Raw genomic sequence first — 23,164 nt, 5'->3', positions numbered from 1 at the left:
CCGGAGTTTGCCGGTGCGGGCGTCGCGGATCGAAAGTCGCGGATCGAGAGTCGCCGGTCGCGTCAGGCCTGCCTGGGTTGACCCGCCCGAACGCTCAGCGCGCGGGAGAGATGATCGCGCTGCTCGATCACCAGCCGTCGGAGCGACGCCGGGGCGTCCTCGTTCCCCGCCAGCCAGGCGTCGACCGCAGCGGTGCTCCCGGCCTCCGGGAAGAGACCGATCACGAGCCGCTGCGCGAGCTCGATGCTCCGGCGAGACCACGCATCCCGGATCCGATCGAAGTACTCCGCATCGAACCCCGCAATGAGGTCGCGACGCCCACCAGCACGGAAGCCGTCGATCACGGCGTCGAGGTGGTCGTTGCTGAGCGTCTCGTCGGTCCACGCGGCCGCCCAGGCGGCGGCCCTCACATCCGCCGCGGGGCGGGATGCCATCGCGCCGATCGAGGCGGTGCGTCCGCTGGCGGTGCGGTCGCGGGCGAGCTCCGCGTCCACATCGGCCGCTGTCGCGTGGCCGGTCGCCACGAGGGCCGTCAGCAGCGTCCATCGCAGATCAGGGTCGAGCGGCAGCCCCTCCGGAGCTTCGCCTGCGAGCATTCCGCCGAGCTCGGCATGCCGCGCGTCGTCGAACCCGGAGGCCGCCGCGAAGGCGCGGGCCCAGATGAGCTGGGCATCGCTCGCCGGCGAGGCCGTCGTCAGCGCAGTCCACGTCGACTCGGTCCACTCCCTGCGCTGCGCCTCGCGCTCCTCCTCGGGCACGAAGTGCTCCACGGCGAAGGCCGCGTTCAGCAGCACCCCGCCGAGAAGGGCGCTGTCGGACTCCGCGGGGGCATGACGCCGGGCGATCCGGAGGTAGCGAGCGGCGGGGAGCTCGCCGTCGCGCGTCGCGTTCCAGAGCGCCGACCAGACGAGCGCCCTGGCCAGCGGATCGGCGATGCCCGACAGCGCCTCCTCGACCGCGTCGAGCGACCGGTCATCCAGCCGCACCTTCGCGTAGGTGAGGTCGGAGTCGTTGACGAGCGTCAGGTCGGCCGGGGCCAGGTCCACCGGGGTCCGCGCATCGATCAGGTCCACGGGGACGCGCTCGCGCAGGGAGAGCACGCCGTCGCGGAGGTCGTAGAGACCGACCTGCAGCCGATGCGGACGCGGCTCGGACTGGACGAGCACGGCCGATCCGTCCTGCCCGTCCGCACGCTCCAGTGAGAGCGTCGTCACCCCGGTCGTCTCCAGCCACGCGCGCGACCATCCGCGCACGTCCCTCCCCGAGGCCTCCTCCAGCTCGACCAGCAGGTCTTCGAGCGTGGTGTTGCCGAACGCGTGCCGGGCGAAGTAGCGCCGCGCACCCTCGAAGAACGCGTCCTCGCCGACGAACGCGACGAGCTGCTTCAGGACGGCGGCGCCCTTCGCATAGGTGATGCCGTCGAAGTTGAGCTTGGCCGCCTCGAGATCCGGGATGTCGGCGACGATCGGATGCGTGGTCGGCAGTTGATCCTGCGTGTAGGCCCAGGCCTTGCGACGGTTCGCGAAGGCGACCCATGCCTCGATGAACCCGGTGGCGGCGACCGAGGCGTGCGACCCCATGTAGTCGGCGAAGGACTCCTTCAGCCAGAGGTCGTCCCACCACCTCATCGTGACGAGGTCGCCGAACCACATGTGCGCCATCTCGTGGAGAAGCGTGTTGGCGCGCGCCTGGTGCTGAGCCCTGGTCGCCGCGCCACGGAAGACGTAGGCCTCGGTGAAGGTCACGAGACCGGGATTCTCCATCGCGCCGAGGTTGTACTCGGGCACGAAGATCTGGTCGTACTTGCCCCACGGATACGGGAAGGCGAACGCGTCGGCGAAGAAGTCGAGCCCCTGTGCGGTGAGCTCGACGATCTCGTCCGCATCCAGGTGCGGAGCGAGGGACGCTCGGCACAGGACGCCCAGGGGCACGATGAGATCACCGCGCCGCCACTCCGCATCGACACGGTGGTACGGGCCTGCCGCGACGCAGGTGATGTAGCTGGAGATCGGCAGGGTCGGCGCGAACTCCACCGACTGCGCGTCGTCGCTCTCCGAGGTCGAGACCGGGCTCTGGTTCGACAGCACCCGCCAGCCACGAGGGGCGCGGATCGAGAACGTGTAGGCGGCCTTCATGTCGGGCTGCTCGAAGCAGGCCATCACCCGGCGGGAGTCGGCGGGCTCGTACTGCGTGTAGAGATAGGTCTCGCCGTCCACCGGGTCGACGAAGCGGTGCAGCCCCTCTCCGGACCGGCTGTAGCGGCCGACGGCCTCCACTATGACGGTGTTCTGCGCGCCGAGGCCCGATACCGCGATCCGGGCGCCGTCCCAGCGCACCTCCTGCTCGACGCCGTTCACCAGCACCCGACGTACCTCTTCGCCCAGGAAGTCGAGCCAGGTCTCGTCGGTCTCGGCCGCGAACTCCAGCGTGGTCGTCGACGGGAAGCCGGTGCGCTCCCCGTCGGGCGCCCCGGTCAGGTCGAGCTCGACACGGATGCGCTGGGCGGTCACCGCCGCGGATCGCGCGGCGGTCTCTTCCCTGGTGAGGTTCGCGGTCGTCATCCCTCCATCGTTTCACGGGCCGCGGCCGCTCCCGGCCGTGGGACTCCCTGGCCGAGAGGGGTGCGCCGCGGACCGCTCCGTGCAAGGCTCGAAGCACCAGGAAGGCTTAGAGCACGGGAAGGAGGACGACATGCGCGCACGACCCCGCCGGACCGCCCTGTTCGCGGTCGCGATGCTCCTCGCGCTCGTCCCGATCTCGGTCGGCTGCGGCTCCCCCTCCCCCGACACGACCGACTCGCCCTCCCCGGCCCGCTCCTCGATCCCGACATCGAGCGGGGCACCGACGACCATGTCGCCGCCGGATGCCGCGCCCCTCCGGCCGTCGGGTGCTCCGTCGGAGCTCGCCCGAGGGCTGGAGGCGCCGTGGGGCCTGGCATTCGGCGACGGGTTCACGCTGATCGGGGAACGCGACACCGGCCGCATCCTGCGTCTCTCCGCCGACGGTGGGCTCACCGAGCTCATCCGCGTCGACGATGTCGTACATGGTGGCGAAGGAGGTCTCCTGGGCCTCACCCTCGACGGGACCGGGCGGCTCTACGCCTACTCGACCGGTCCGCAGGGCAACCGGGTGCAGCGGTTCCCTCTCGACGCCTCCGGGACGACCCCCGGCGCTCCGGAGACCCTCATCGGCGGGCTGCCTTCGGCGCGCAACCACAACGGCGGACAGCTCGCCATCGGGCCGGACGGGATGCTCTACGTATCCGTCGGCGATGCCGGCGATCGCGCGGCCGCCCAGGATCCGGCCTCGCAGGCCGGAAAGATCCTGCGTCTCACACTCGACGGCGGCCTCCCCTCCGACAACCCGTTCCCCGGATCGGCGGTCTTCAGCCTCGGGCACCGGAACGTCCAGGGGATCGCCTGGGCGGCCGACGGCCGGATGTTCGCCTCGGAGTTCGGACAGGACACCTGGGACGAGCTCAACGAGGTCATCCCCGGCGGAAACTACGGCTGGCCGGAGGCCGAGGGCATGTCGGGCGTCGACGGTTTCATCGACCCGATCGCGCAGTGGGCGCCATCGGACGCCAGTCCGAGCGGAATCGCGGTGGCGGGCGGCTCACTGATCCTCGCCAATCTCCGCGGCTCGTCCCTCCGCGCGGTGCCGATCGCGGACCCGGGCGCGGAGCGCGTCTACCTCGACGGCGCGCTGGGGCGGATCCGCACAGCCCTCCTCGCCCCGGACGGCACGCTCTGGATCCTCACCAACAACACCGACGGCCGCGGCTCGCCCGCCGAGGGCGACGACCGGCTGCTGTCGATCCCCCTGAGCCCGACGCCCTGACGGACCCGACCGGCTGCAATCGGCGCTCGGCCCAGGAGAATTCCTCACCCAGGAGCGGAGAAGCGCCTCACCCCCGCAGGAGCGCCTCCGCGTCCTTGCCCGGGGCGGCCGCCTCCGCCTGATCCAGCGCTCGTCGGAGGTCGTCGAGAAGGTCGTCGACCTCCTCGAGCCCGATCGACAGACGCAGGATGTCGGCGCCGGGCCGTGCTTCCGCGGCGACGGGACGGTGCGTGAGCGCGGCGGGATGCTGGATGAGGGAATCGACTCCGCCGAGCGAGACCGCGTGGGTGAAGAGCCGCACGGCGCTGGTCGCCGCCGAGGCCGCTGCGTACCCGCCACGGAGCCGGAAGGCGACCATGGCGCCGGGCCCGCGCATCTGGCGACCGATGAGCCCCCGCTCGTCGTGCGACCCCGGATAGAACACCTCGGTGACCGCGTCCTGGGCGCCCAGCCATTCCGCGACCCGTCTGGCGCTCTCCTGCTGCGCGCGCAGACGGACAGGCAGGGTCGCCAGCCCGCGGTGCAGCAGATAGGCGCCGAGCGGATGCAGCACGGCTCCGGTGATCGCGCGGACGCCGCGGAGGGCGACAGCCGTCTCCTCGGAGCAGGCGATGACCCCGGCGATGACGTCACCGTGGCCGCCGATGTACTTCGTCGCGCTGTGCAACGACATCGCGGCGCCGAGGTCCAACGGGTTCTGCAGGAGAGGGGTCGCGAAGGTGTTGTCCACCAGCACCGGGACTCCTCCGGCCTGCCGGACGACCCCGGCGATGTCCACGAGATCAAGCGTCGGGTTGGCCGGCGTCTCCAGCACGACGAGACCGGTGTCGGGACGGATGCTCCGGGCGACCTCGCCCTCGTGGCAGAAGGTCGTCTCGGTCCCGAGCAGCCCGGAGTCCAGCAGATGATCGGTGCCGCCGTAGAGCGGGCGCACCGCGACGACGTGCTTCTTCCCCGCGCCGTTCGCGTGCGAGAGGAGAGCGGCGGTCATCGCCGCCATGCCGGAGCCGAAGGCCACGGCGGTCTCGGCGTGTTCGAGCAGCGCCAGCGCCTCCTCGAAGCGGGCAACGGTCGGGTTCCAGAGCCGGGCGTAGACGTGCCCGCCCTCCGGGAGCGGACGACCGCCCGTCGCCATCGACTCGTAGGAGTCCCCGCCGTGCTCGATGTCGGGCAGCGGATTGGTCGAGGAGAGGTCGATGGGCGCGGCGTGCACGCCGAGCGCGGCGAAGTCCGTGCGTCCCGCATGCACCGCGAGCGTGTCGCCGTGCAGCCCGGCCAGCGGCGAGCCGCGATCGTCGAAGACGGGGATGTCGTAGTCGCTCATCCCGACACTCTCCCTCGTCACGCAAAGGACTTCCAGATCTTCTGCTGTCAACGCAGGAAACGGGCGATATTCTGTGATTTCGGCAGTAATGATCCGCAGGGAGATGGTCGCGTTGATTCCCGCACAAGAGCGCCCGCCCGCCGTCGCCGCGCTCGACGATCTCGATCTGCGCGTCCTCGGGGCATTCGCCGAGCGCCCCGAGGCCACGATCAAGGAGCTGGCGAGGGCCACGGGGACGGCGGAGTCCACCTTCGCCTACCGACTGCGCCTCCTCCGCGAGCGTGGCGTCATCGCAGGGCTCCGGGTCCAGCTGGATCCCGCAGCCCTCGGGCGCCCGGTGCAGGCGATGATCCGCGTCCGGCTCGCGAACCACAGCAGGGACGGCGTCGAGTCGCTCTTCGCGATGCTCCAGCGCACACCGGACGTGATCCAGGTCTTCCACATCGCCGGGGCCGACGACTTCCTCGTGCACGTCGCGGTCGCCGACGCCACGGCTCTGCGCGACATCGTCCTGGAGCACATCACCGTTCACGACGTGGTCAGGGCGACCGAGACGCAGCTCGTCTTCGAGCTGCGCGAAGGGGTGGGAATCCTCCCGAGGTCGCCGCGCCCATAGCCGTCACCCGGGCGCGCCCGATTCAGCCCCGGAGTCGGCGCCGGAGGACCCCCAGCCTGCGGCGCAGGCGCACCAGGAAGCTCTTCCCCCGCACGGCGATCATCCGCTTGGAGTCCAGTGCCGCGGAGAGCTCGCGCCCCCACGTCCTCGTCACCGCCTCGTCGGAGAAGTCCTGCGCCCGTTCCCGTGCCGCGACCCTCATCTCCTCAACGCGGGCCTCCGGCAGCCGTTGCAGGTCGACGATCCGCGCCGCCATCGCCGAGACGTCACCGTCCGGAACGAGGTAGCCGTCGACGCCGTCGCTGATGAGATCGGCCGGACCGTACCGGATGTCGTAGGCGATCGGCAGGCATCCTGCCGCCATCGCCTCGGCGAGGACCAGCGGCAGCCCCTCCGACGTCGAGGTGAGCAGGCTGAAGTCCGCGCCCTCGAACCGGCGCCGGGCGTCGGGGGCGAAGCCCCGCAGCACGATCCGCTCCTCGGCGCCCTTCTCACGGATGGTCTCGCGGACGCTCTGCTCCCGCTCACCCTCCCCGTAGACGTCGAGACGGATCCGCTCGTCGGCCACGAGCGCCTCGGCGGCGGCGAGCGCCGCGTGCTCGACCCGCTTGCGATCGGTCAGGGACGCCAGCATGACGCCTGCTCCCCGCTCGCGCGCGCCGCTCCTCCCGACGTCGAGCGCGACGCCGTTCGGGATCACCTTCACGTTCGCCCCGGTCGCGAGGCCGTCGGCGATGAACTCGTCCCGCTGCCGGTTCGTGAGCAGCACGACCGCGTCGAAGTCCGCCGCGCGCCGCAGCGCGAACTCGCGGGACGCGCGGAGCGTGCCCGTTCGGTCGCCGTTGCGATGACCGCCGTGCACGAGATGCACGGTCACCACGTTCTCTCGCCGGTATCCGGCGATGAAGCGCGCCGCGGTCTTGGAGTCCGCGATGAGGAAGCTCGCCGACCGTCCGGTGACACGGTCGAGCCACCAGCGGAACAGCTTCCAGCTCGACGCCCAGTCGCGCACTGGGGCTCCGTCCTCGTCGTATGCGACGATGCGCCGCTTGCCCTGCACGACACGATCGGTCGCCAGCAGCGACCCGTCGCGGCGGAAGCGGTCGGCCGCGATCAGCGCGCCGTCGGCGGACCGGCGCTCACGAAGGAGCACCGTCCCGCCGTCCCGCGCGAGTACGTCGCCCTCCTCCGGATCGAGCGGGGCGTCGGCCTGGACCGGACGGCCCGCCGCCGCAGGCGCCTGCTCGCGGAGGTCGTCCCAGACGTTGCGGATCGCCATGCCGTCGATGAGTTCGCCGGACTCCCGCATACGGGCCTCGAGCCCCGGATAGTCCGGACGGTCATCGACGGTCAGCACGTCGACCGTCACACCGCCCAGCCGCACGAACGCGCGGCTCCGGTGGAGCATCGCAGCCGTCATCCCGCCATAGTTCTCGGGGATGCCCCAGGTCAGCGCGAGATGCCGCCCTGGGGGCAGCGGGGAGGAGGCCTGTCGCATTGAACCGAGCGTACGGGATCGCCCTGAACCGGGGCGGACAGGTGTCAGGGGTTCCCCTCAGGCGGACGGGGGCTCAGGCGGTCGAGGGCTCAGTCGCGCAGGGGCTCAGTCGCCCGGGGCGCTTCACGAGGGCGCAGCACGCCGTCGTGGAGCTCGAGGATGCGATCGGCGCGGGCGAGCATCGCCGCGTCGTGGGTCGCGACGACCGCGGCCGTCCCCCGCTCGTGCACCAGGCGGGCCAGGAGGTCCATAATCTGCGCGCCCGTCTCGCTGTCCAGCTGGGCCGTGGGTTCGTCGGCGAGCAGCAGGCCGGGATCCATGACCACCGCCCGCGCGATCCCGACGCGCTGCTGCTGTCCTCCGGAAAGCTCGCCGGGTCGCTGCATCGCCTGCTCCTCCAGCCCTACCGCCGCCAACGCGTCCCGGACGCGGCGCATGCGCTCGCCGGGATCCACGCGCCGGATCCGCAGCGGGACCTCCACGTTCTCCGCGGCGGACAGGATCGGCAGGAGGCCGGCGGTCTGGAAGATCGACGCCACCCGCTCCCCGAGCATCGCCGTCACGTCGGTCGCGGGGTCGGCGAGGTCCGCGCCGTCGACCAGGACCCGCCCGGCGGTCGGCCGGTCGAGCCCGCCGAGCATGGTCAGCAGCGTCGTCTTCCCCGACCCGGAGCGGCCGGTGACCACGACCAGCTCCCCGGCGGACACCTCCAGACTCGCGTGACGCACGGCCACGACGTCACCGCCGGCCGCGGGATACGTCCGCGAGAGGTCCTCGGCCCGAAGGATCACCGTCATCGCCCGCCCTCCCCATCATCAGAATCGCCAGAATCACCAGGGCCACCAGAATCACCAGAATCACCGGAGTCACCAGGATCACCAGAACCACCGTGAACGGGCGTCGCAGCGCGTCCGTTGCCCGGCTCGACCCGGACGTGGTCCGGCTCCAGCGCGAGACGGACCCGGTCGCGCAGGTCCAGCGTCGCGACGAACTCCGCAGGGAGCTGCATGCGGCCGGCGCGGTCGAGCACGGCGTACTCCTCGGCGATCCGCACCGCCCGTCCCTCCCCGTCCGTGTGCGTGCTGCGCAGCGTCTCTGCGGAGGTCCGACCGTCCCGGATGCGGATCGTGCGGCCGACGTGCTCCGAGACGCTCACATCGTGCGTCACGATCAGCGTGGTCACCCCTCGCTCCCGGTTCACGGTCTCCATCGCACCGAGCACCTCGGCGCTGGTCTGCTCGTCGAGCTCCCCCGTCGGCTCGTCGGCGAGCAGCACGCGCGGCCTGTTCGCGAGGGCGACGGCGATCGCGACGCGCTGCTTCTGCCCGCCGGAGAGCTCGGCCGGGCGGAGGCGGGCGACGTCGGCGACGTCGAGGAGCTCCAGGAGCGCATCGCCGACCGGACCGCGTTCGGCCCGGGGCACGACGCCCGCGACCGAGTGCGCCATCGCGATGTTCTCGCGCGCCGACAGATACGGGAGCAGGTTGCGGCCCGACTGCTGCCAGACGAACCCGACGCTGCGCCGTCGATAGCCGACCCGCTCCGGGCCCTTCATCGCGGCCAGGTCGTGTCCCGCGACGCGCGCCGTGCCCGCGGTCGGCGCATCGAGGCCTGCGAGGATCCCCAGCAGCGTCGACTTCCCGGATCCCGAAGCGCCGACGAGCGCCACCATCTCCCCCGCCGTCATCCGGAGGTCCAGGCCTTGGAGCGCCTGGACCTCCACTCCCTGCGCTGTGAAGATCCGCACGACCCCCTCACAGAAGATGTCCGCGTCGGTCATGCCGTCATCCTTCCTCGTCCACGTCCCGAACCGCCCCCGACGCCCCGAACCGGGCAGCGAACACCGTCGCCACCACGATCGCGACGAGCACGACGAGGACGAACCCGACCACCACGGCAGGCTGCCACCAGCCGCCCCAGGCGACCGTCGGCTGAGACGTCCCTCCCGTGAAACCCCGCAGATCGATCCCGCCGATCACGAGGAGTGACATCGCCGCGCCGGCGAGCGCGCCGAAGGGGAGCGCGATGAGCAGCGCCGGCCCCACCTCCCACGCCACCATCGGCAGCTCGCCGCGCCGCGGGTATCCCGCCGTCCTCAGGAGCGCCAGCAGTCGCCCCCGCGCCGGAGCCCCCAGCACCAGCGTCGCACCGACCGCGAAGGCGAGGAGCAGCGCGACGATCGTGCTCGCCGCGATCAGCGCCGCCTGCACGAGCGCATAGGCGGGGTCATCGGCGAGAGCGGCCGATGCATCCCTCGGAACGCTCGTCGCGACCTCCGCACCGAGCAGGTCGTGCACCGCCGCCGCGACCGATGCCGAATCGGTCCCCGGTGTCAGCGCGAGGTAGAGCTGCGAGGTCGCGGTCAGCCGGACGCCCAACCGCTCGGCGTTCGCCCGGTCGAGGATCACCCATCGTTCCGCGCTGCCGAAGGGGTTCTGGGCCGGCGCCACTCCGACGGTCCGCACCGGCTCCCCGTCGACCTCGAAGGCCGCCGCGCCGCCGAGGGCGTCGTGCAGCGTGTCCGACACCAGGACCGGCACATCATCGCCGTCGTCGTCCAGGGCCTCGGACAGCGGCAGCGCCCCGTCCATCCCCTCTTGGACCTGCGCGAACGCGGATGCGTCGATCACATAGACCCGGATCCGCTCGGATCGCGCGCCGCCGACCTTCACCTCGGCGGTCGTGTCGGCGGCGAGCGCCGCGACGGCACGCACTCCGGGGATCTCCGCGATGCGCTCCTCCTGCTCCGTGGCGACGTACCCGACATCGACGCGCAGGTCGGCACCGGTCGAGGCGTTCGCGCTCCGCACGATCCCGGTGGCGACCGTGGCCGCGAACGCGACGGAGAAGACGGCCACGCCGATCCCCGCCACGACCGCCAGCACCGGCGCGGTGCGGACCACGGGATCGCGACGGGCGCGGGCGGGGCCGAGCAGGGGCAGCAGCCCGGGGCTCCGCGCGCCACGCTGCTCGACGAGCCGGAGGATCGGCGGGAGCACGCGGAGAGCGAGCACTCCGCAGCTCGCGGCCAGCAGGATCGGCAGTGCCATCAGGAGCGGGTCCGGACCGCCCGCTCCTCCGCCGCGGGCGAGCAGCGCCGCAACGAGAGCAGCGGTCACGACGAGCACCGCCCCCTCGACGGCGACTCTGCGCCAGCGCGCGCCCGCGCTCATGCCGCCGAGATCGCGCCGTTCCCTGCTCCGCGCATCGCTCAGGGCGCTCACCGGCAGCACCGTGGCGGGGACCAGCGCGAGGAGCGCGGGGACGAGGAGCGACAGGAGCCCGTCCCCGCCGGGCACGATCGCGGCGGCACCCGTTCCGAGCGCTGCCCCCAACGCCCCGAGGACGAGCCCCTCGCCGCCGAGGAGAGCCGTGAGCCGACGGGTCGACGCGCCCCTGGCCTGCATGAGCCGTGCCGTGCCGACGCGGCGCAGGGCGAGCATCCGTGCCGCGAGCGCGAGGGCGACCGCGGCGACGGCGATCGGCCCGACCGCGACGACCGTCACCACCGCCGTCATCGCAAGCCCTCGGGAGACCCCCTCGTCGATCGCGTCGGGGACGGCCGTCCCGTAGACCAGCTCCTGCTGGTGGTAGAGATGATCCGTATCGGTGCTCAGCGACACCGGCGTCGCGGCGAACAGGCGCAGCTGCTGCGCCACGGTGGCCGCCTCATCGGCGTCGAGTCCGGCATGGTCGAACGGCATCCACGCCTCGGTCCCCACCTGATCCGCGAACCCCGCGAACGCGGGCGCCTCGTCCCTCGCCGTGAAGGCCGCCCCGAGCAGGATGAGCTCGCCGTCCTTGGTGACCTCGGTCTGCGGCGCGAGGGATCCGCCGATGAACGCCCAATCGGCGGCCCCCTCACCGTTCATCGCGCCGTTCGCCGCGCCGTTCACCGCGCCGTTCGCCGTGAAGAGTCCCGTGACGCGCACCTCGACGTCGCCGAGGCGTCTCGCCTCTCCGACCCGCCACCGCAGCGCCTCAGCTACGGGCTCGGCGAGGAGAACCTCGACCCCGTCCTGGAGCGGGGTGGGGCGCGGCGGTCGCCCCTGCGTGACGGTCGAGCGGGCTTCGAACCCCGGATCGGCGATCAGCGCCACGCGGTTCTTCGGCGCCGCGGTCTCGGAGATACTCGGCACATACGCGGTGGTCGCGATCATCCGAGGCTCGGCGAGCCGGCCCCGCAACGGCTCGGGCAGCGCGCGGCGAGCGTCCTCGGCCTCCGCGAGCGCCGACGCCCAGACGCCGCTCCCGGCGTCGGACGGCTCATCGAAACGAGGAAGCGCATCGACGGAGGCCAGCGGCGAGCGCAGCTGCTCCGGGAGCCGATCGATCTCATGCCGCACGGTCGCGGTGCGTCCCTCGTGCAGGAGCGTCGGGGCCGCCGCGCCGAGGAAGGACAGCACCGCGGCGACGAGCACGAGCATGGCTGAGAGCCACGGCGCGGTGGAGACCGCGCGGAGCACGACCGTCGCGGTCCCCGGCGCACGGCCCGCGACGGGACTCGGATGCCCCTGCCGTCCCTGGTGTCCCAGCCGTCCCTGTCCGCTCATGTCGACGCTCCCAGGAGCGGAGGGAGGACGAGGGGCGCGACGGCGAGCCCAGCGACGGTCCCGATCACGACGGCGAGCACCGCGATGGTCACGATCTCCGCGACGCGGGCCGATCGCTGCCGCGCCCTGTCCATGCCCAGGGAACGCAGCGGGATCGCCTCGGAACGCCGCCGCGCCGATGCCTCGGTGACGGCCGCAGCGAAGCCGAGCACCGCGAGCAGGGCGGCGGCTCCTGCGCCGGCCCAGAGGAGGAGACCCGCCGTCCCGGTGATCGGGAGCGTGCTCACCGCGCCCGGGGTCAGCACGCGAGCGGGGGTCTTCAGGACCCCTCGCACCGCGTCCGCGGTCTGCGCCGGCGACGCCGTGCGGATCCAGAGCTCGTCGGCGGGGAGCTTCTTGCCCGCGAGAGCCGCGAGTGCCTCGTCCGAGACGGCGACACCGGGAGCGGTCCCGATCCCGGGGAGCGCAGGGACGATGTCGACGACCCGGATCGACAGGGTGAGCGACGAGGTGCGAAGGAGGGCGGTGGCGACCGTCCCCGCCCTCGCGCCCAGGCGGTCGGCGAGCGCGGAGGTCACCACCGCCGCGACCTCGCCGTCCTCGACCGGCGCCTCCAGCGCGCGCCGGCCGTGCTCGTCGAGGCCGAGGGCGTCCGGTGCCGCCGCGACGAGATCGACGTTCTCGGATCCGATGGCGAGCGGGCGATGCACCGCCTCCGACGCGCCGGACGCCCCGGCGAGCGCGGCGGCCCTCGCCGGATCGATGCGTTCCCCACTCGTCCCCGCGTACACCACCCTGACGTCCGCGCCGAGGGCGCCGCGGAGCTGTTCCCTTTCGACCGCGGCTGTGATCCCCGGCGCCGCGGCCGCGAGGCTCGCGACCCCCGCGGCGAGGGCGAGGCAGAGGACGGCGGTCGTCGCCGATCCGACCCGCCGGGCGATCTGTCGCAGCGGAAGGACCGGGATGATGCCCCGCCCGCGCCGGGCGAGGCGCTCGCCGCCCGCGGCCAGGGGCCCGACGAGGAGGGGCGCTAGCGCGCAGGCCGCGATCAGGGTCAGTGCGGGCGCCGAGGCCGCGAGCGGATCCGCGGTTCCGTCCGGACGGATGAAGGAACCCGTCGCCCGCAGCTGCCACACGCTGAACGCCGCAGCGATGACGAGGAGCAGGAAGGGCAGGAGGAGCGCTGCGGTGGCACGCCGCCCGGCATCGCCGCGCCGCCGCTCCCCCGTCGTCGACGCACGGCGGGTGGCGATCCCCGCGATCCCGGCCGCGATCACCACCGCGCCGGCGCCCGCGAGCAGGGCGGCCGAGCCGATCCCGGTCGAGAGGAGGAGCACCGTGAACGCGATCGCCGTGCCCGCGGCCGCGGCGACGGCGGACTCGACGGCGGCATGGCCCGCGAGACGGACGGGCGACGCGCCACGGGAGCTCAGCAGGAAGAGCTCCTCACGCCGTGCCGTGACGAGGGAGCCGAGCACGACGCCGAGGGCGATCACCCCGAGGGTGCCGATGAAGACGATCGGGACGACGAGCAGTCCTCGAGTCCCCTGCACCGCTCGTGCCGCACGATCGACGGTCTCGGCGAGACCTCCCGCGATCCGGGTGCTGCGCTGGTTTTGCGGATCCACGGCCTCCGGCAGCGCGGCGAGCGAGACGAGCGCATCGCGGAGGACGGGGAGATCGTCCGCGGCGACCGTGCGCGGGGTGACCGTCCAGGTCACCGTGGGCGTCGACCGGAGCTCCGCCATCCCCGCCGCCGAGACCACGACGGGCCCCGCCGCACCGTCCGTCTCGCCGGATGCCGCACCGGGGTCGCCGTTCCAGGCCGGGTCCGCGGGGTCGAGCGGAGCCCACACCCCCACCACCGTCGCCGGCGTCGCGCCCGTTCCGAGCGGGACGGATCCGTCGATCCGCCATCCCCGGATCGTCGCGGCCGCCTCCGGGACGGCCACCTCCCCCGGCCGCTCGGGCCACCGTCCCTCGGTGAGCCGGGCGAGCTCGGGGATCCGATCGTCGCTGAGGAGTCGCACCGCATCCGGGTTGCCGGCGGAGATCTCGTTGGTGACCTGCCTCGCGATGTCGACGTCCGCTCCTCCGAACGCCTCGTCGATCGCCGCGAGGACGCTCCGCTCCTGGTCCTCATCGTCGGGGGCACGCGCCGCGACCACGGAGACGGTGCGCGCAGACGGCTCCGCCTCGCGATACACCTCCCGGACGCCGTCATCGATGAGGCGTCCCGCCATCGCGTCGACGCCGCCGATCCCCATGACCGCGATCGCGCACAGCAGTGCGACGAGCACGAGACGACCGGCCTGCACGGCCCCGCGCCTCATCGCAAACGTCATCGTCCTCATCCGTCGATGCGCCACGGGAGCCGGCCGTTCCGACCCGGCCGCCGCGTCGCGCACTGCTGAACATCCTGAACCGTCGGCGCCGTTCCCGCAACGCGGCGACGCGTCAGGACCTGCGGCGACTCCGGCGGGTGTGCGTTCCCACGTTGACCACGCGACCGGATCCGTCTCGGTAGAAGAAGCGCGTCACACCCCAGTCCTCGTCACAGAGCGGATGGACGATCTCCACGCCTTCCGTGTCCTGCGCCCTGGCGTAGGCGGCGCGGACGTCGTCGACGAACACGGACACGTCGGGGTTCACCGGTCCGGTCGCATCCGAGGTCATCAGGCTCAGCTGATGCCCCTCCGTGTCGGCGAGCGTCACGATCCACCCGTGATCCATCACCACCCGCATCCCGAGGAGGCTGGAGTGGACGCTCACGGCTTCCTGCAGGTCGGCGACGGTGAGATTCGGGACCACGCGTTCGACTCGCATCCTCCCAGCCAAGCAAGCCTGACGTCCCACGTCCACCGACGCGCGGCAGACGGCGTCCGAAAGCCGCGCTACACCTCGTCCCGCACGATGCCCGATGCCCGCCGCGGCGCCCCGCCGACACTGAACCGGGTCTTCCGGAGGACGAGGGGCGCGGCGACACCGTGCAGCAGGATGCTCCCGACGACCGTCAGCACCATGACGGTGAGGACCTGATAGCTGAGCCCGTTCTCGTTGGGCAGCTTGTTGAACGCCATCAGCCCGAAGACGATCGTCGCCGTCCCCCTCGGCCCGATGAACCCGATGAGCATCCGGTCCGGCACCGACACGGAGGAGCCGAGCATCGCGAGGAGCACCGGCAGGACCCGGAACAGCGTGAGCGCGAGAGCAGCGATCAGCAGCAGCCTCAGATCGACTCCCCGCGCGATCACCGACGTCGCCGCCCCGCCGAGGATGAACCAGACGAAGTTCGCCGAGAGCGTCCCCGCCTCCTCGACGAGCATGAGCTCCTCATGGGCGATCGAGCGCTCCTCGCTCCCCCGTGTCCGGGCGAAGCGGAACACCACCCCGGCGACGAACGCGGCGACGAAACCGTTCGCGGTGAAGCCGGGGATCGTCATCGCGGGAAGCCCCGTCGCAAGACCGAAGGCGAGGAGCGGCGTGAGGAGCATGACGTAGCGGATGCCAGACGCCCTCGTGTACCCGCGTTCGGCCGCCCACCGCGTGAGCAGGCCCAGCACACCGCCGAGAGCCGCGCCGACGCCGATCGCCAGCACGGTCGCGGGGACCGCGCCGAGGAAGGCGATGAGGAAGTCGGCGATGTTCCTCATCAGCCCGTCCTCCTCGGCCTCGGTCGCGGTGGAGCCGTACTCGAGGACCTCCGCGAGAGCGGGGAGGGCGACGACGACCGCGAGCGACATGCCGAAGAGCGGCGAGATCAGACCGTCGTTGTACCCGCTCTCGACGTTGAGGATCTGCCGCACCCTGGGCGGGATCCGCGGGGAGCGCAGCAGCGCCACCGCTGGCGCGAAATCGGTCGGCATGATGACGCAGGCGACGACGAACAGGACGGCGGCGTTGAGCTCGGGGAGCAGCAGGAGCCCCGACAGCACGACGAGGATCAGCGAGAGCGGGAGCGCGATCAGCACGAGCCGGGAGAGCATGCGCCCCTCCCCGCCGAACACGCCGCCCTTCACCTCGCACGCGTCGACGAACAGCAGCACGGCGAGGACCAGCTCGACGACGTGGAGGGCGACGCTGCTGTCGATGGCCTCCTCGAACCCGGGCACGTCGACGAGGACGATCAGCGCGCCCACTGCGGCGAGCGCCGCGGGACCTGCCACCCCGCTGCGCTCGAAACGATGGGCGACCAGCGACCACAGGGTGATCGCCGCGAACCCCACGAGGATGATGATCGACATCCGTTGCCCCTTACGCCGAGGCCGCGCCCCACGACGCGCGACGGGTCAAGTCTGCACGGTCCGCCCCTCAGGTCCAATGCGGGCCCGCCCGCGCGCGACAGCACCGCGCGGGCACAGGCACGGCACAGCACGCCACGGGAACAGCCCTGCCCGGCGGAGACGAGGCTCCTCCGGGCAGGGCTGCGGGATCAGCGGGTCGACCTGATCGGCCAGACGGCGAAGGCCCCCAGGACCGACAGCGCGATCCCGACGGGGAAGAGCCCCTGAAAGCCGACGACCTGCACGATCACACCCGCGACTGCTGGGGCCAGGGTCTGCGGCAGGGTGGCCGCGATGTTCACCACGCCCAGATCCTTCGCGAACGACTTCGCCGAGGGCAGGACCTCGCTCATGAGGGCGGTGTCGACGGCCTGGAACATGCCGAAGCCGAGTCCCGCGACGAAGGTCATGACCATCCACGCCTCGAACGTGGGTGCGACCCAGGGCACGATGAACGCGAGGCCGGTGACCACCGAGGACGCGAACACGAAGGGCTTGCGTCGTCCGAGACGATCGGAGAGCGGGCCGGAGACGATCGTGGAGATCAGGATCCCCGCGATGCTGACGAGCCCGAGCAGCGGGATCACCGTCTCCGGATGGGCGACGTGGAAGTAGTCGGTCAGCAGGAACAGCTGGTACCCGGTCACCACGAAGAACCCGGTGAAGAGCAGCAGACGCCCGAGGAAGGCCCAGAAGAAGTCGGGGTGGGCGATCGGGTTGACCCAGAACGTGCGCAGGAACGCCCCCAACGAGAACGGCTCCACCGGGATGCGCTCGCTGGAGTGGTCCGGGTTGAACACGATGAAGAGGGTGGTGATGACGAGAGCGAACGCGGCGAACACCATGTAGCCGGCGGTGATGCTGTTGAAGAAGAGCGAGCCGATGATCTGGCCGCCGAGGGAGCCCACCATGAGCCCGATCCCGGAGAGAGCCGCAAACGTCCCCCGCCGGCTGAGCGGGACACGGTCGGGCATGACGGCCGACAGCGGGCCCTGGGCGAAGTTGTAGGCGATCTGGACCAGGGTCCAGGCCAGCACGATCCCGATCAGGGTGTCGGCGAAGGCCAGCCCGATGAGGGCGAGACCGCCCGCGAGGACGCCGACGATCATCCAGGGCGCCCGTCGCCCGAACCGGGAGCGGGTGCGGTCGGAGATCTGGCCGGCGAGGGGCTGGGCGATCATCGCGGCGAAGGCGCCGATCGTGGCCACGATCGTGAGGTTCGGTACCTTGTCCTGCTCCCCCAGGGCGAGGGTCACCTGCTGCGGGAGCAGGATCCCGGGAACCGCGCCCCAGATGAGGAAGATGCCCAGGTTGGCGGGGATGATCCAGCCGAGCAGTCGGCCGAGCCCCTTGACGGGCGGGGGCGGATCGTCGTTGCCGGAGGCGGTGCGCACGAAGGTGGTCTCGGTGATCGGCGCATCCGCGGGAACGAGCGGTTCCGCGGGGATCGGGGGCGTTCCGGACATCGTTGTCAGGTCCTCTCAGAAGGTTGTCGGGTAGGAGAGTGCGGTCGGGTGAGGGGTCGGGTTCTCGGGCAGCTCCTCGACCGTGGTCGGTGCCGGATCCGGCCGGGTCGACGGGGCCCAGGCCTCGTAGCGCAGGCCGTGTCCGAAGACGAAGGTCGGATCGGCCGTGTCCGACGGCACATCCGGCCGGCTCGCGCGGACCGCGTCCATCGACGACGGGATCTCGAACGGAAGACGCCCCTCCGGCTCGGCCTCGCCGAAGAGCACGCTCACCAGGGCCGCATCCGATGCGCCGTAGTTCGCGATGACCGATGAGGCGACATCCAGGAGCGGGGCGAGGATCGCCGGCCGATCCAGGTAGACGTCGAGGACGAGCGGGGCATAGGCGGCGAGCGCCCGCAGCCGCGCGATCTCGTCCTCGGAGAACTCGAGGGAGCCGGCGCGGAAGAAGGACTCGAGGTCGGCGCCGTTGCCGCGGGGCTCCCAGGGCGCGTCCGTTCGCACGATGATCACGTCGGCGCGCTCAGGTGCGCCGACGACGTCGGCCCACCCGGCGAGGGCAGCCGCATCCAGTCCCTCGACGTAGACCGCGGGGCGCCCGCTCAACGGCAGACGGGCGCGATCGTCTCCGTTCGCGAGCAGCGTGAGCGAGCGGACCTGGGCCTCGAGTCCCTCGACGCGGGCTTCGGGGGCACCGACGAGGACGTCCGCGGCGTCGACGTCCACGAAGCGGGCCTGGTCGAAGAGCCCGAGACGGAACTTCTCGCGCAGGAGACGCCGCACGGAGACGTCCAGTCGGGACTCCGGGATGGTGCCTGCCTGGACGAGCCCGGTGAGGACGGCGGGCTGGAACTCGCCGCCGAACTGGTCGACGCCGGAATCGAGGGACTTGATCATCCGCTCCTCGTAGCTGAGCGACTCCACGCCCCAGAACGTGCGGGAGAGGATCGCCCAGTCGGTGCAGACGATGCCGTCGAACCCGAGCTCGTCGCGCAGCAGGCCCTGGATGATCTGCTTGTTGAAGCCGAAGCCGACCTCCTCGTACTCGGTGCCGATCGGCATGCCGTAGTAGGGCATCAGCTGCGACACTCCCGCGTCGATCAGCTCGCGGAAGGGCTGGAGGTGCAGGTCGAACCGGTCTCCGGGGTAGACCTGCTCGCGTCCGTAGGAGAAGTGCGGGTCCTCGCCGTCCAGCTGCGGGCCTCCGCCGGGGAAGTGCTTCGCCATCGCCGAGACCGACTCCGCGCCGACCGCATCGCCCTGCAGACCCCGGACGTAGGCCGATCCGAGCCGGCCGGCGACCTCCGCGCTCTGCCCGAACGTCCCCGATGCCCTGGCCCACCGAGGCTCGGTGGCGAGGTCGATCTGGGGGTGCAGCGCGACGCGGATGCCGACGGCGAGATACTCACGACGGACGGCCTCCGCGAAGCGACGGGTCAGCTCGGGGTCATCGATCGCGCCGAAGCCGAGGAACTCCGGCCACTGCGAGAAGGGCCCGGCGATCAGCGCCGCGGCGGGGTTGTTCGAGAAGGCGTGGCGAGGGTCGCTGGAGATCGTGAACGGGATGCCGAGCCCGCGTTCGGCGGCCTCTGTCTGAAGCGCGTTGTGCCAGGCCGCGATCTCCCGCGCGGACGGCGCCTGCAGGATGTTCGCGTGGGAGATCCCCCGGTCGATGATCGATCGCATCGACGGCGTGCCGAACAGACCCGGCGCGGCGAAGTCGCCCAGCGTCGCCATCGGCTGGAACATCTGGCCGGCCTTGTCCTGGACCGTCATCCGCGAGAGCAGGTCGTCGACACGCTGGTCGATCGACAGAGCCGGATCCTGATACGGGTACGTGATCTCGCTCACGGAGAACTCCTTTGTTCGGCAGGGGGTTGCCTCTTCGACTCAATATCTACACTTGTGTCGGTTTTGTCAAGCACGATGCTAGCGTTGCCCCATGGCCGGCACAAAGGAGTCCAAGGAGCGCGGGTATGCGAACGGCCGCGCCCGTCGCGAGGAGATCATCCGCATCGCATCGGAGTACTTCGCCGACCGCGGATTCCTCTCCGCGACCGTCCTGGACATCGCTGCCGTCTGCAAGATCTCCCGCCCCGGCCTCCTGCACCACTTCTCGGACAAGGAGGCGCTGCTGGAGGCCGTCCTGGAGGCGCGGGACATCGAGGATCGCGAGCGCTTCCGCCCGTACGTCCGTGGACACGGCGGGATGGGGGTCCTCCGCGGCATGGTCGATCTCGCCGCGCACAACCGCCTGGTCCCTGGAATGATCGAGCTCTTCGTGCGGCTCTCCTCGGAGGCCTCGGCGCCGGACCATCCCGCGCATGTCTACTTCCGCCGCCGGTATGCACGCATCCGGACGAGCACGAGCGAGACCATCGCCACGGCGATCGGCCACGGCCACCTCCGCGCCGACCTCGATCCGGATGATGCGGCCCTGCGCCTGACCGCAGCGATGGACGGGCTCCAGACGCTCTGGCTCTATGACCGCTCGATCGACATGGCAGGCCGGATCCGCACCCTGCTCCACGAGTGGATGACCCCCGCCGGCGCGCTCGCCTTCGCTGCGGCCGAGCCCGACGACACGCCAGACGATCGGCCGGATGACGGGCCTGGCTCGTCGGTTACGTCGGTCGCGTCGGTCGACTCGCCGGGCGTGCCCGTCGCCTCCTCCTGACCCCGCCTCCTCCGCTCCGTCGGCTCAGCCCAGTCCGTCGGCCCGATCTGTCGGCCCGATCCACTCCTGTCGGCCCGATCCACTCCTGTCGGCCCGATTCAGCCCAACCGGCCGACAGGAGTGCATCTGGCCGACAAAGGTGATCCACGCAAACCGGCTACCACCGGCACGGATCCAGCCCCACCCGCAGCCGAGCGCACGATCCGTCGACTCAACCCGTCAGCCCATTCCGTCGGCCCAATCCACTCCCGTCGGACCAATCCAGCCCATCCGGCCGACGAAAGTGCATCTGGCCGACAAAGTGCATCCGCCCGGCACTCTGGATCGCCCCGCACGGACTGGCCGACCTTCGCCGCACAGCACCGCTCTTCCTCTGGCCCGACGGTATCGCCGACACACTGTTCGATCGTGTGCTCCCCCTCGAGCACGTGTCGGACCGGAGAGACTGAGGGCCGTCAGGACGCCGGCGGCTCCCACAGCTCGATCGGCAGCCCCTCGGGATCATGGATGCGCGCGAAGCACCCGTACTCCTCCGTGTCCCACTCCGGACGACGCTCGACCGGGATCCCCGCCTGCTCCAGCGCCACCGCCAGCTCGTCGAGGCCCGTGACTCGGAGGTTCAGCATGAAGGACTGGTCCGCGGCGAAATAGTCCGAGTCGACGGGGAAGGGGGCGAAGACCGTCATCCCGGCCTGCTGCCCCCAGATCGCCCCGTGCCCCGCGTCGATGCCGAGATGCTCGCGGTACCACTCCGCGCGGGCCTCCGGATCCCTGCTCCGGAAGAAAAGCCCACCGATTCCCTCGACTCCCATGCCCCTCCCCTTTCGCGTCGTCGCCGATTCGTCGTCACCGAGTCGTCATCAAAGATCCGTCATCGCAGCTCACGAAGGGGCGAGGTCCTCTCGCCCCCGGCATCTCCGGTGTTCACGGTGCCTTTGGGCTCGAAGAGGATCGCCTGCACCTCGGCGGCGGCTCTCGGTCGGTGCTCGACGCCTTTCGGCACCACGAAGACGTCGTTCGGGCCGAGGACGACGTCACGATCGCGCAGCTGGATGGTGAGCTCGCCGCTGACGACCAGGAACAGCTCATCGGTGTCGGGATGCGTGTGCCAGACGAACTCGCCGAGCATCGTGACGACCTTCATGTCGTAGTCGTTGATGCTCGCCAGTCGATGCGGCTGCCAGTGACCACCGATCGCTGAGAGCGCGTCCTGCACGTTCCGCACGTCCTCGCTCATGAACCGGCGCCTCGCTCCACCGAGCCCCCCAGCCGCTCCACCGGGAGGAGGCCCGCCGGGAGGAGGTCGGCAGTGCCGGCCAGGACCACGTCGGTGCGCCCGCCGACCCAGATCGACCCTTCGTTCCCGGACAGATGGATCCTGCCGTTCCGCCCCATCGCGCCACCCTGCGACGCCGTGTAGGGAAGGGTCGCACGCTCCGTCTCGACCAGCCACTGGGCGGCCGCGGCGTTCAGGCTCCCGGTGACCGGGTCCTCTCGCAGCGCGCTGTCACCGTCGGTGAAGAACGCCCGCAGCTCGAAGTCCGTCTCCGACTCCTGCCCATGCGCTCCGATGACCCCGATGTCCCACCGCCCGGGATGCCGAGACGAGTCGGGGCGGAGTCCGAGAACGGTCTCCGCCCGATCGAGCAGGACGCCGATCCACCCCGGCCCGTTGTCCAGCCATTCGGCATCGACGACGGCTCCGGGATCGGCCCCCAGGATCGAGACGACGGCGGCGAGGAGCTCGGGATCCACCGCACCCGAGCGGATCCGCTGCGGCGCGCGGAAGGACAGCAGCTCGCCGTCGATGCGGACGGGGATCAGACCGGCCGCGCACTCCTGGACGATCGTCCCGGGAGTCGCGGGGACTCCCCCGGCGTCGAGCCAGGCGCGCGCCGTCCCCAGGGTCGGATGCCCCGCGAACGGCAGCTCGACGCTGAGGCTGAAGATGCGGACCCGGTAGTCGGCGCCGGGCTCGGACGGCGGGAGGACGAAGGTGCACTCCGACAGGTTCGACCAGACGGAGAACTTCCGCATCTCCTCGTCGCCGATGCCCTCCGCGTCCAGCACCACCGCGACCGGGTTGCCCGCCATCGCCTGCTCGCCGAACACGTCCACCTGCCGGAATCGCCGCGTCATAGCCCGACCCTATCGAGGGGGAGGGACATCGCATGATCGGCGTGAGGATCGGATCGCTTCCGCGCATGAGGATCGTGAGCGGCCCTCCGCACCCGCATCCGCTGCCGTAGACCGGTGGGACCCGGTTCTCCGAGCCGGCTCCCCGCCCACGACTCCCCCGAGGAAAGAGATGTCCCTCATGCACACCATGGCCGCCTCCCGGCACCTCCTGGTCACCGACCTCTTCGAGCCGCCCCACTGGCCGCTGCAGACCACGGTCCTGCCCGCCGATGTGCTCTTCCATCGGGACTCCCTCGCCGCCGAGGGGCGACAGGCGACACCGCTCGTCCGGATCGGCGCCGCGGCCCCCGCGGACACCGAGCGTTCACACCAGCAGCGATACATCTCGATCGTCGTCGCCGCCGTCACGGCCGTCGACACCGAGGCCGACGGGCACGGGCACGGGCCTCGGAGCATCGCGATCGACGCGGATCTTCACGGGCTCCAGGGCCAGATCCTCGACGCACGGGTGATCGGACGTCGCTTCCCCCATCGGACCGTCCGGGCCCGCCTCCACGACGCGACCGGGAACTGGGGGATGGCGATCAGGCTCCCCCGCGACATCGCGGTCGGCGACCTCCTCGCCATCCCCTGCGAGGGCATCGTCTCGCTCGGATCGATCCGCCCGCCGCACCGCGATGAGCGGGATCAGAGCGCAGACGACGCACCGCACTGCGCTCGGCACATCAGGTCGCGCTGAGGGCGGATGCCTTCTGCGCGAAGGACCCC

General features: G+C 71.5%; 18 protein-coding genes. 4 read left to right on the top strand and 14 right to left on the bottom strand.

What is annotated here, in order from left to right; all coding sequences use genetic code 11:
• Positions 1-62: 62 nt before the first annotated feature.
• Entirely contained in the window at positions 63-2,561 is a 2,499-nt protein-coding gene (pepN, locus tag J2Y69_RS02585; protein WP_310017230.1) for an aminopeptidase N, read from the bottom strand.
• 130 nt (positions 2,562-2,691) lie between these two features.
• On the opposite strand from pepN, the gene J2Y69_RS02580 reads away from it, so the two are divergent.
• Entirely contained in the window at positions 2,692-3,840 is a 1,149-nt protein-coding gene (locus tag J2Y69_RS02580) for a PQQ-dependent sugar dehydrogenase (protein ID WP_310017229.1), read from the top strand.
• A 67-nt stretch (positions 3,841-3,907) separates the two neighbouring features.
• Here the strand turns inward: J2Y69_RS02580 and J2Y69_RS02575 are convergent, their stop codons facing one another.
• Complete coding sequence (locus J2Y69_RS02575; RefSeq protein ID WP_310017227.1) at positions 3,908-5,164, bottom strand: trans-sulfuration enzyme family protein; 1,257 nt, start codon at positions 5,162-5,164, stop codon at positions 3,908-3,910.
• Between the two features lie 88 nt (positions 5,165-5,252).
• Between J2Y69_RS02575 and J2Y69_RS02570 the strand changes: the two genes are divergently transcribed.
• The gene (locus tag J2Y69_RS02570) at positions 5,253-5,780 is read left to right on the top strand and encodes an Lrp/AsnC family transcriptional regulator (protein WP_310017225.1); all 528 of its coding nucleotides are present in this window, start codon (positions 5,253-5,255) and stop codon (positions 5,778-5,780) included.
• A 22-nt stretch (positions 5,781-5,802) separates the two neighbouring features.
• Here the strand turns inward: J2Y69_RS02570 and J2Y69_RS02565 are convergent, their stop codons facing one another.
• The 9 genes from J2Y69_RS02565 to J2Y69_RS02525 all read right to left on the bottom strand — a co-directional run bounded on the left by J2Y69_RS02565 (position 5,803) and on the right by J2Y69_RS02525 (position 19,431).
• A complete protein-coding gene (locus J2Y69_RS02565; RefSeq protein ID WP_310017224.1) occupies positions 5,803-7,278 on the bottom strand; it encodes a glycosyltransferase in 1,476 nt (491 codons plus the stop codon).
• 89 nt (positions 7,279-7,367) lie between these two features.
• The gene (locus J2Y69_RS02560; protein ID WP_310017223.1) at positions 7,368-8,075 is read right to left on the bottom strand and encodes an ABC transporter ATP-binding protein; all 708 of its coding nucleotides are present in this window, start codon (positions 8,073-8,075) and stop codon (positions 7,368-7,370) included.
• The gene (locus J2Y69_RS02555; RefSeq protein ID WP_310017222.1) at positions 8,072-9,058 is read right to left on the bottom strand and encodes an ABC transporter ATP-binding protein; all 987 of its coding nucleotides are present in this window, start codon (positions 9,056-9,058) and stop codon (positions 8,072-8,074) included. Before J2Y69_RS02555 ends, J2Y69_RS02560 begins: the two co-directional genes overlap by 4 nt.
• 4 nt (positions 9,059-9,062) lie before the next feature.
• A complete protein-coding gene (locus J2Y69_RS02550) occupies positions 9,063-11,831 on the bottom strand; it encodes an ABC transporter permease (protein WP_310017220.1) in 2,769 nt (922 codons plus the stop codon).
• Positions 11,828-14,176 (bottom strand): FtsX-like permease family protein, encoded by a 2,349-nt coding sequence (locus J2Y69_RS02545; protein WP_310017218.1) that lies wholly within the window; start codon positions 14,174-14,176, stop codon positions 11,828-11,830. The genes J2Y69_RS02550 and J2Y69_RS02545 overlap by 4 nt, the downstream gene beginning before the upstream one ends.
• 112 nt (positions 14,177-14,288) lie before the next feature.
• Positions 14,289-14,657 (bottom strand): VOC family protein, encoded by a 369-nt coding sequence (locus J2Y69_RS02540; protein WP_310017216.1) that lies wholly within the window; start codon positions 14,655-14,657, stop codon positions 14,289-14,291.
• Positions 14,658-14,725: 68 nt separating this feature from the next.
• A complete protein-coding gene (locus tag J2Y69_RS02535; RefSeq protein WP_310017214.1) occupies positions 14,726-16,075 on the bottom strand; it encodes a cation:proton antiporter in 1,350 nt (449 codons plus the stop codon).
• A gap of 188 nt (positions 16,076-16,263) precedes the next feature.
• Positions 16,264-17,580: an MFS transporter gene (locus J2Y69_RS02530; protein ID WP_310017212.1), complete on the bottom strand. Its 1,317-nt coding sequence runs from the start codon at positions 17,578-17,580 to the stop codon at positions 16,264-16,266.
• Positions 17,581-17,595: 15 nt separating this feature from the next.
• The gene (locus tag J2Y69_RS02525) at positions 17,596-19,431 is read right to left on the bottom strand and encodes a glycoside hydrolase family 3 protein (protein ID WP_310017209.1); all 1,836 of its coding nucleotides are present in this window, start codon (positions 19,429-19,431) and stop codon (positions 17,596-17,598) included.
• 91 nt (positions 19,432-19,522) lie between these two features.
• On the opposite strand from J2Y69_RS02525, the gene J2Y69_RS02520 reads away from it, so the two are divergent.
• Complete coding sequence (locus tag J2Y69_RS02520; RefSeq protein ID WP_310017208.1) at positions 19,523-20,257, top strand: TetR/AcrR family transcriptional regulator; 735 nt, start codon at positions 19,523-19,525, stop codon at positions 20,255-20,257.
• A 455-nt stretch (positions 20,258-20,712) separates the two neighbouring features.
• Here J2Y69_RS02520 and J2Y69_RS02515 read toward each other — a convergent pair whose 3' ends face one another.
• From J2Y69_RS02515 to J2Y69_RS02505, 3 genes are read right to left on the bottom strand one after another with little or no spacing between them, the layout of a single operon-like run.
• Positions 20,713-21,069 carry a VOC family protein gene (locus tag J2Y69_RS02515; RefSeq protein ID WP_310017206.1) on the bottom strand — a complete coding sequence of 119 codons (357 nt, stop codon included), beginning with the start codon at positions 21,067-21,069 and terminating at the stop codon, positions 20,713-20,715.
• Between the two features lie 59 nt (positions 21,070-21,128).
• Positions 21,129-21,494 carry a cupin domain-containing protein gene (locus tag J2Y69_RS02510; protein ID WP_310017204.1) on the bottom strand — a complete coding sequence of 122 codons (366 nt, stop codon included), beginning with the start codon at positions 21,492-21,494 and terminating at the stop codon, positions 21,129-21,131.
• Positions 21,491-22,396 carry a PhzF family phenazine biosynthesis protein gene (locus J2Y69_RS02505; RefSeq protein ID WP_310017202.1) on the bottom strand — a complete coding sequence of 302 codons (906 nt, stop codon included), beginning with the start codon at positions 22,394-22,396 and terminating at the stop codon, positions 21,491-21,493. The genes J2Y69_RS02510 and J2Y69_RS02505 overlap by 4 nt, the downstream gene beginning before the upstream one ends.
• 169 nt (positions 22,397-22,565) lie before the next feature.
• Here J2Y69_RS02505 and J2Y69_RS02500 point away from each other — a divergent pair, with 169 nt between their 5' ends.
• Positions 22,566-23,135: a hypothetical protein gene (locus J2Y69_RS02500; RefSeq protein ID WP_310017200.1), complete on the top strand. Its 570-nt coding sequence runs from the start codon at positions 22,566-22,568 to the stop codon at positions 23,133-23,135.
• The last annotated feature ends 29 nt before the right edge of the window (positions 23,136-23,164 follow it).

This window comes from Microbacterium resistens, from assembly GCF_031456305.1.
In the GTDB taxonomy this organism is placed as follows: Bacteria; Actinomycetota; Actinomycetes; order Actinomycetales; family Microbacteriaceae; genus Microbacterium; species Microbacterium resistens_A.
This window is presented reverse-complemented; position numbering and strand designations above follow the sequence as displayed.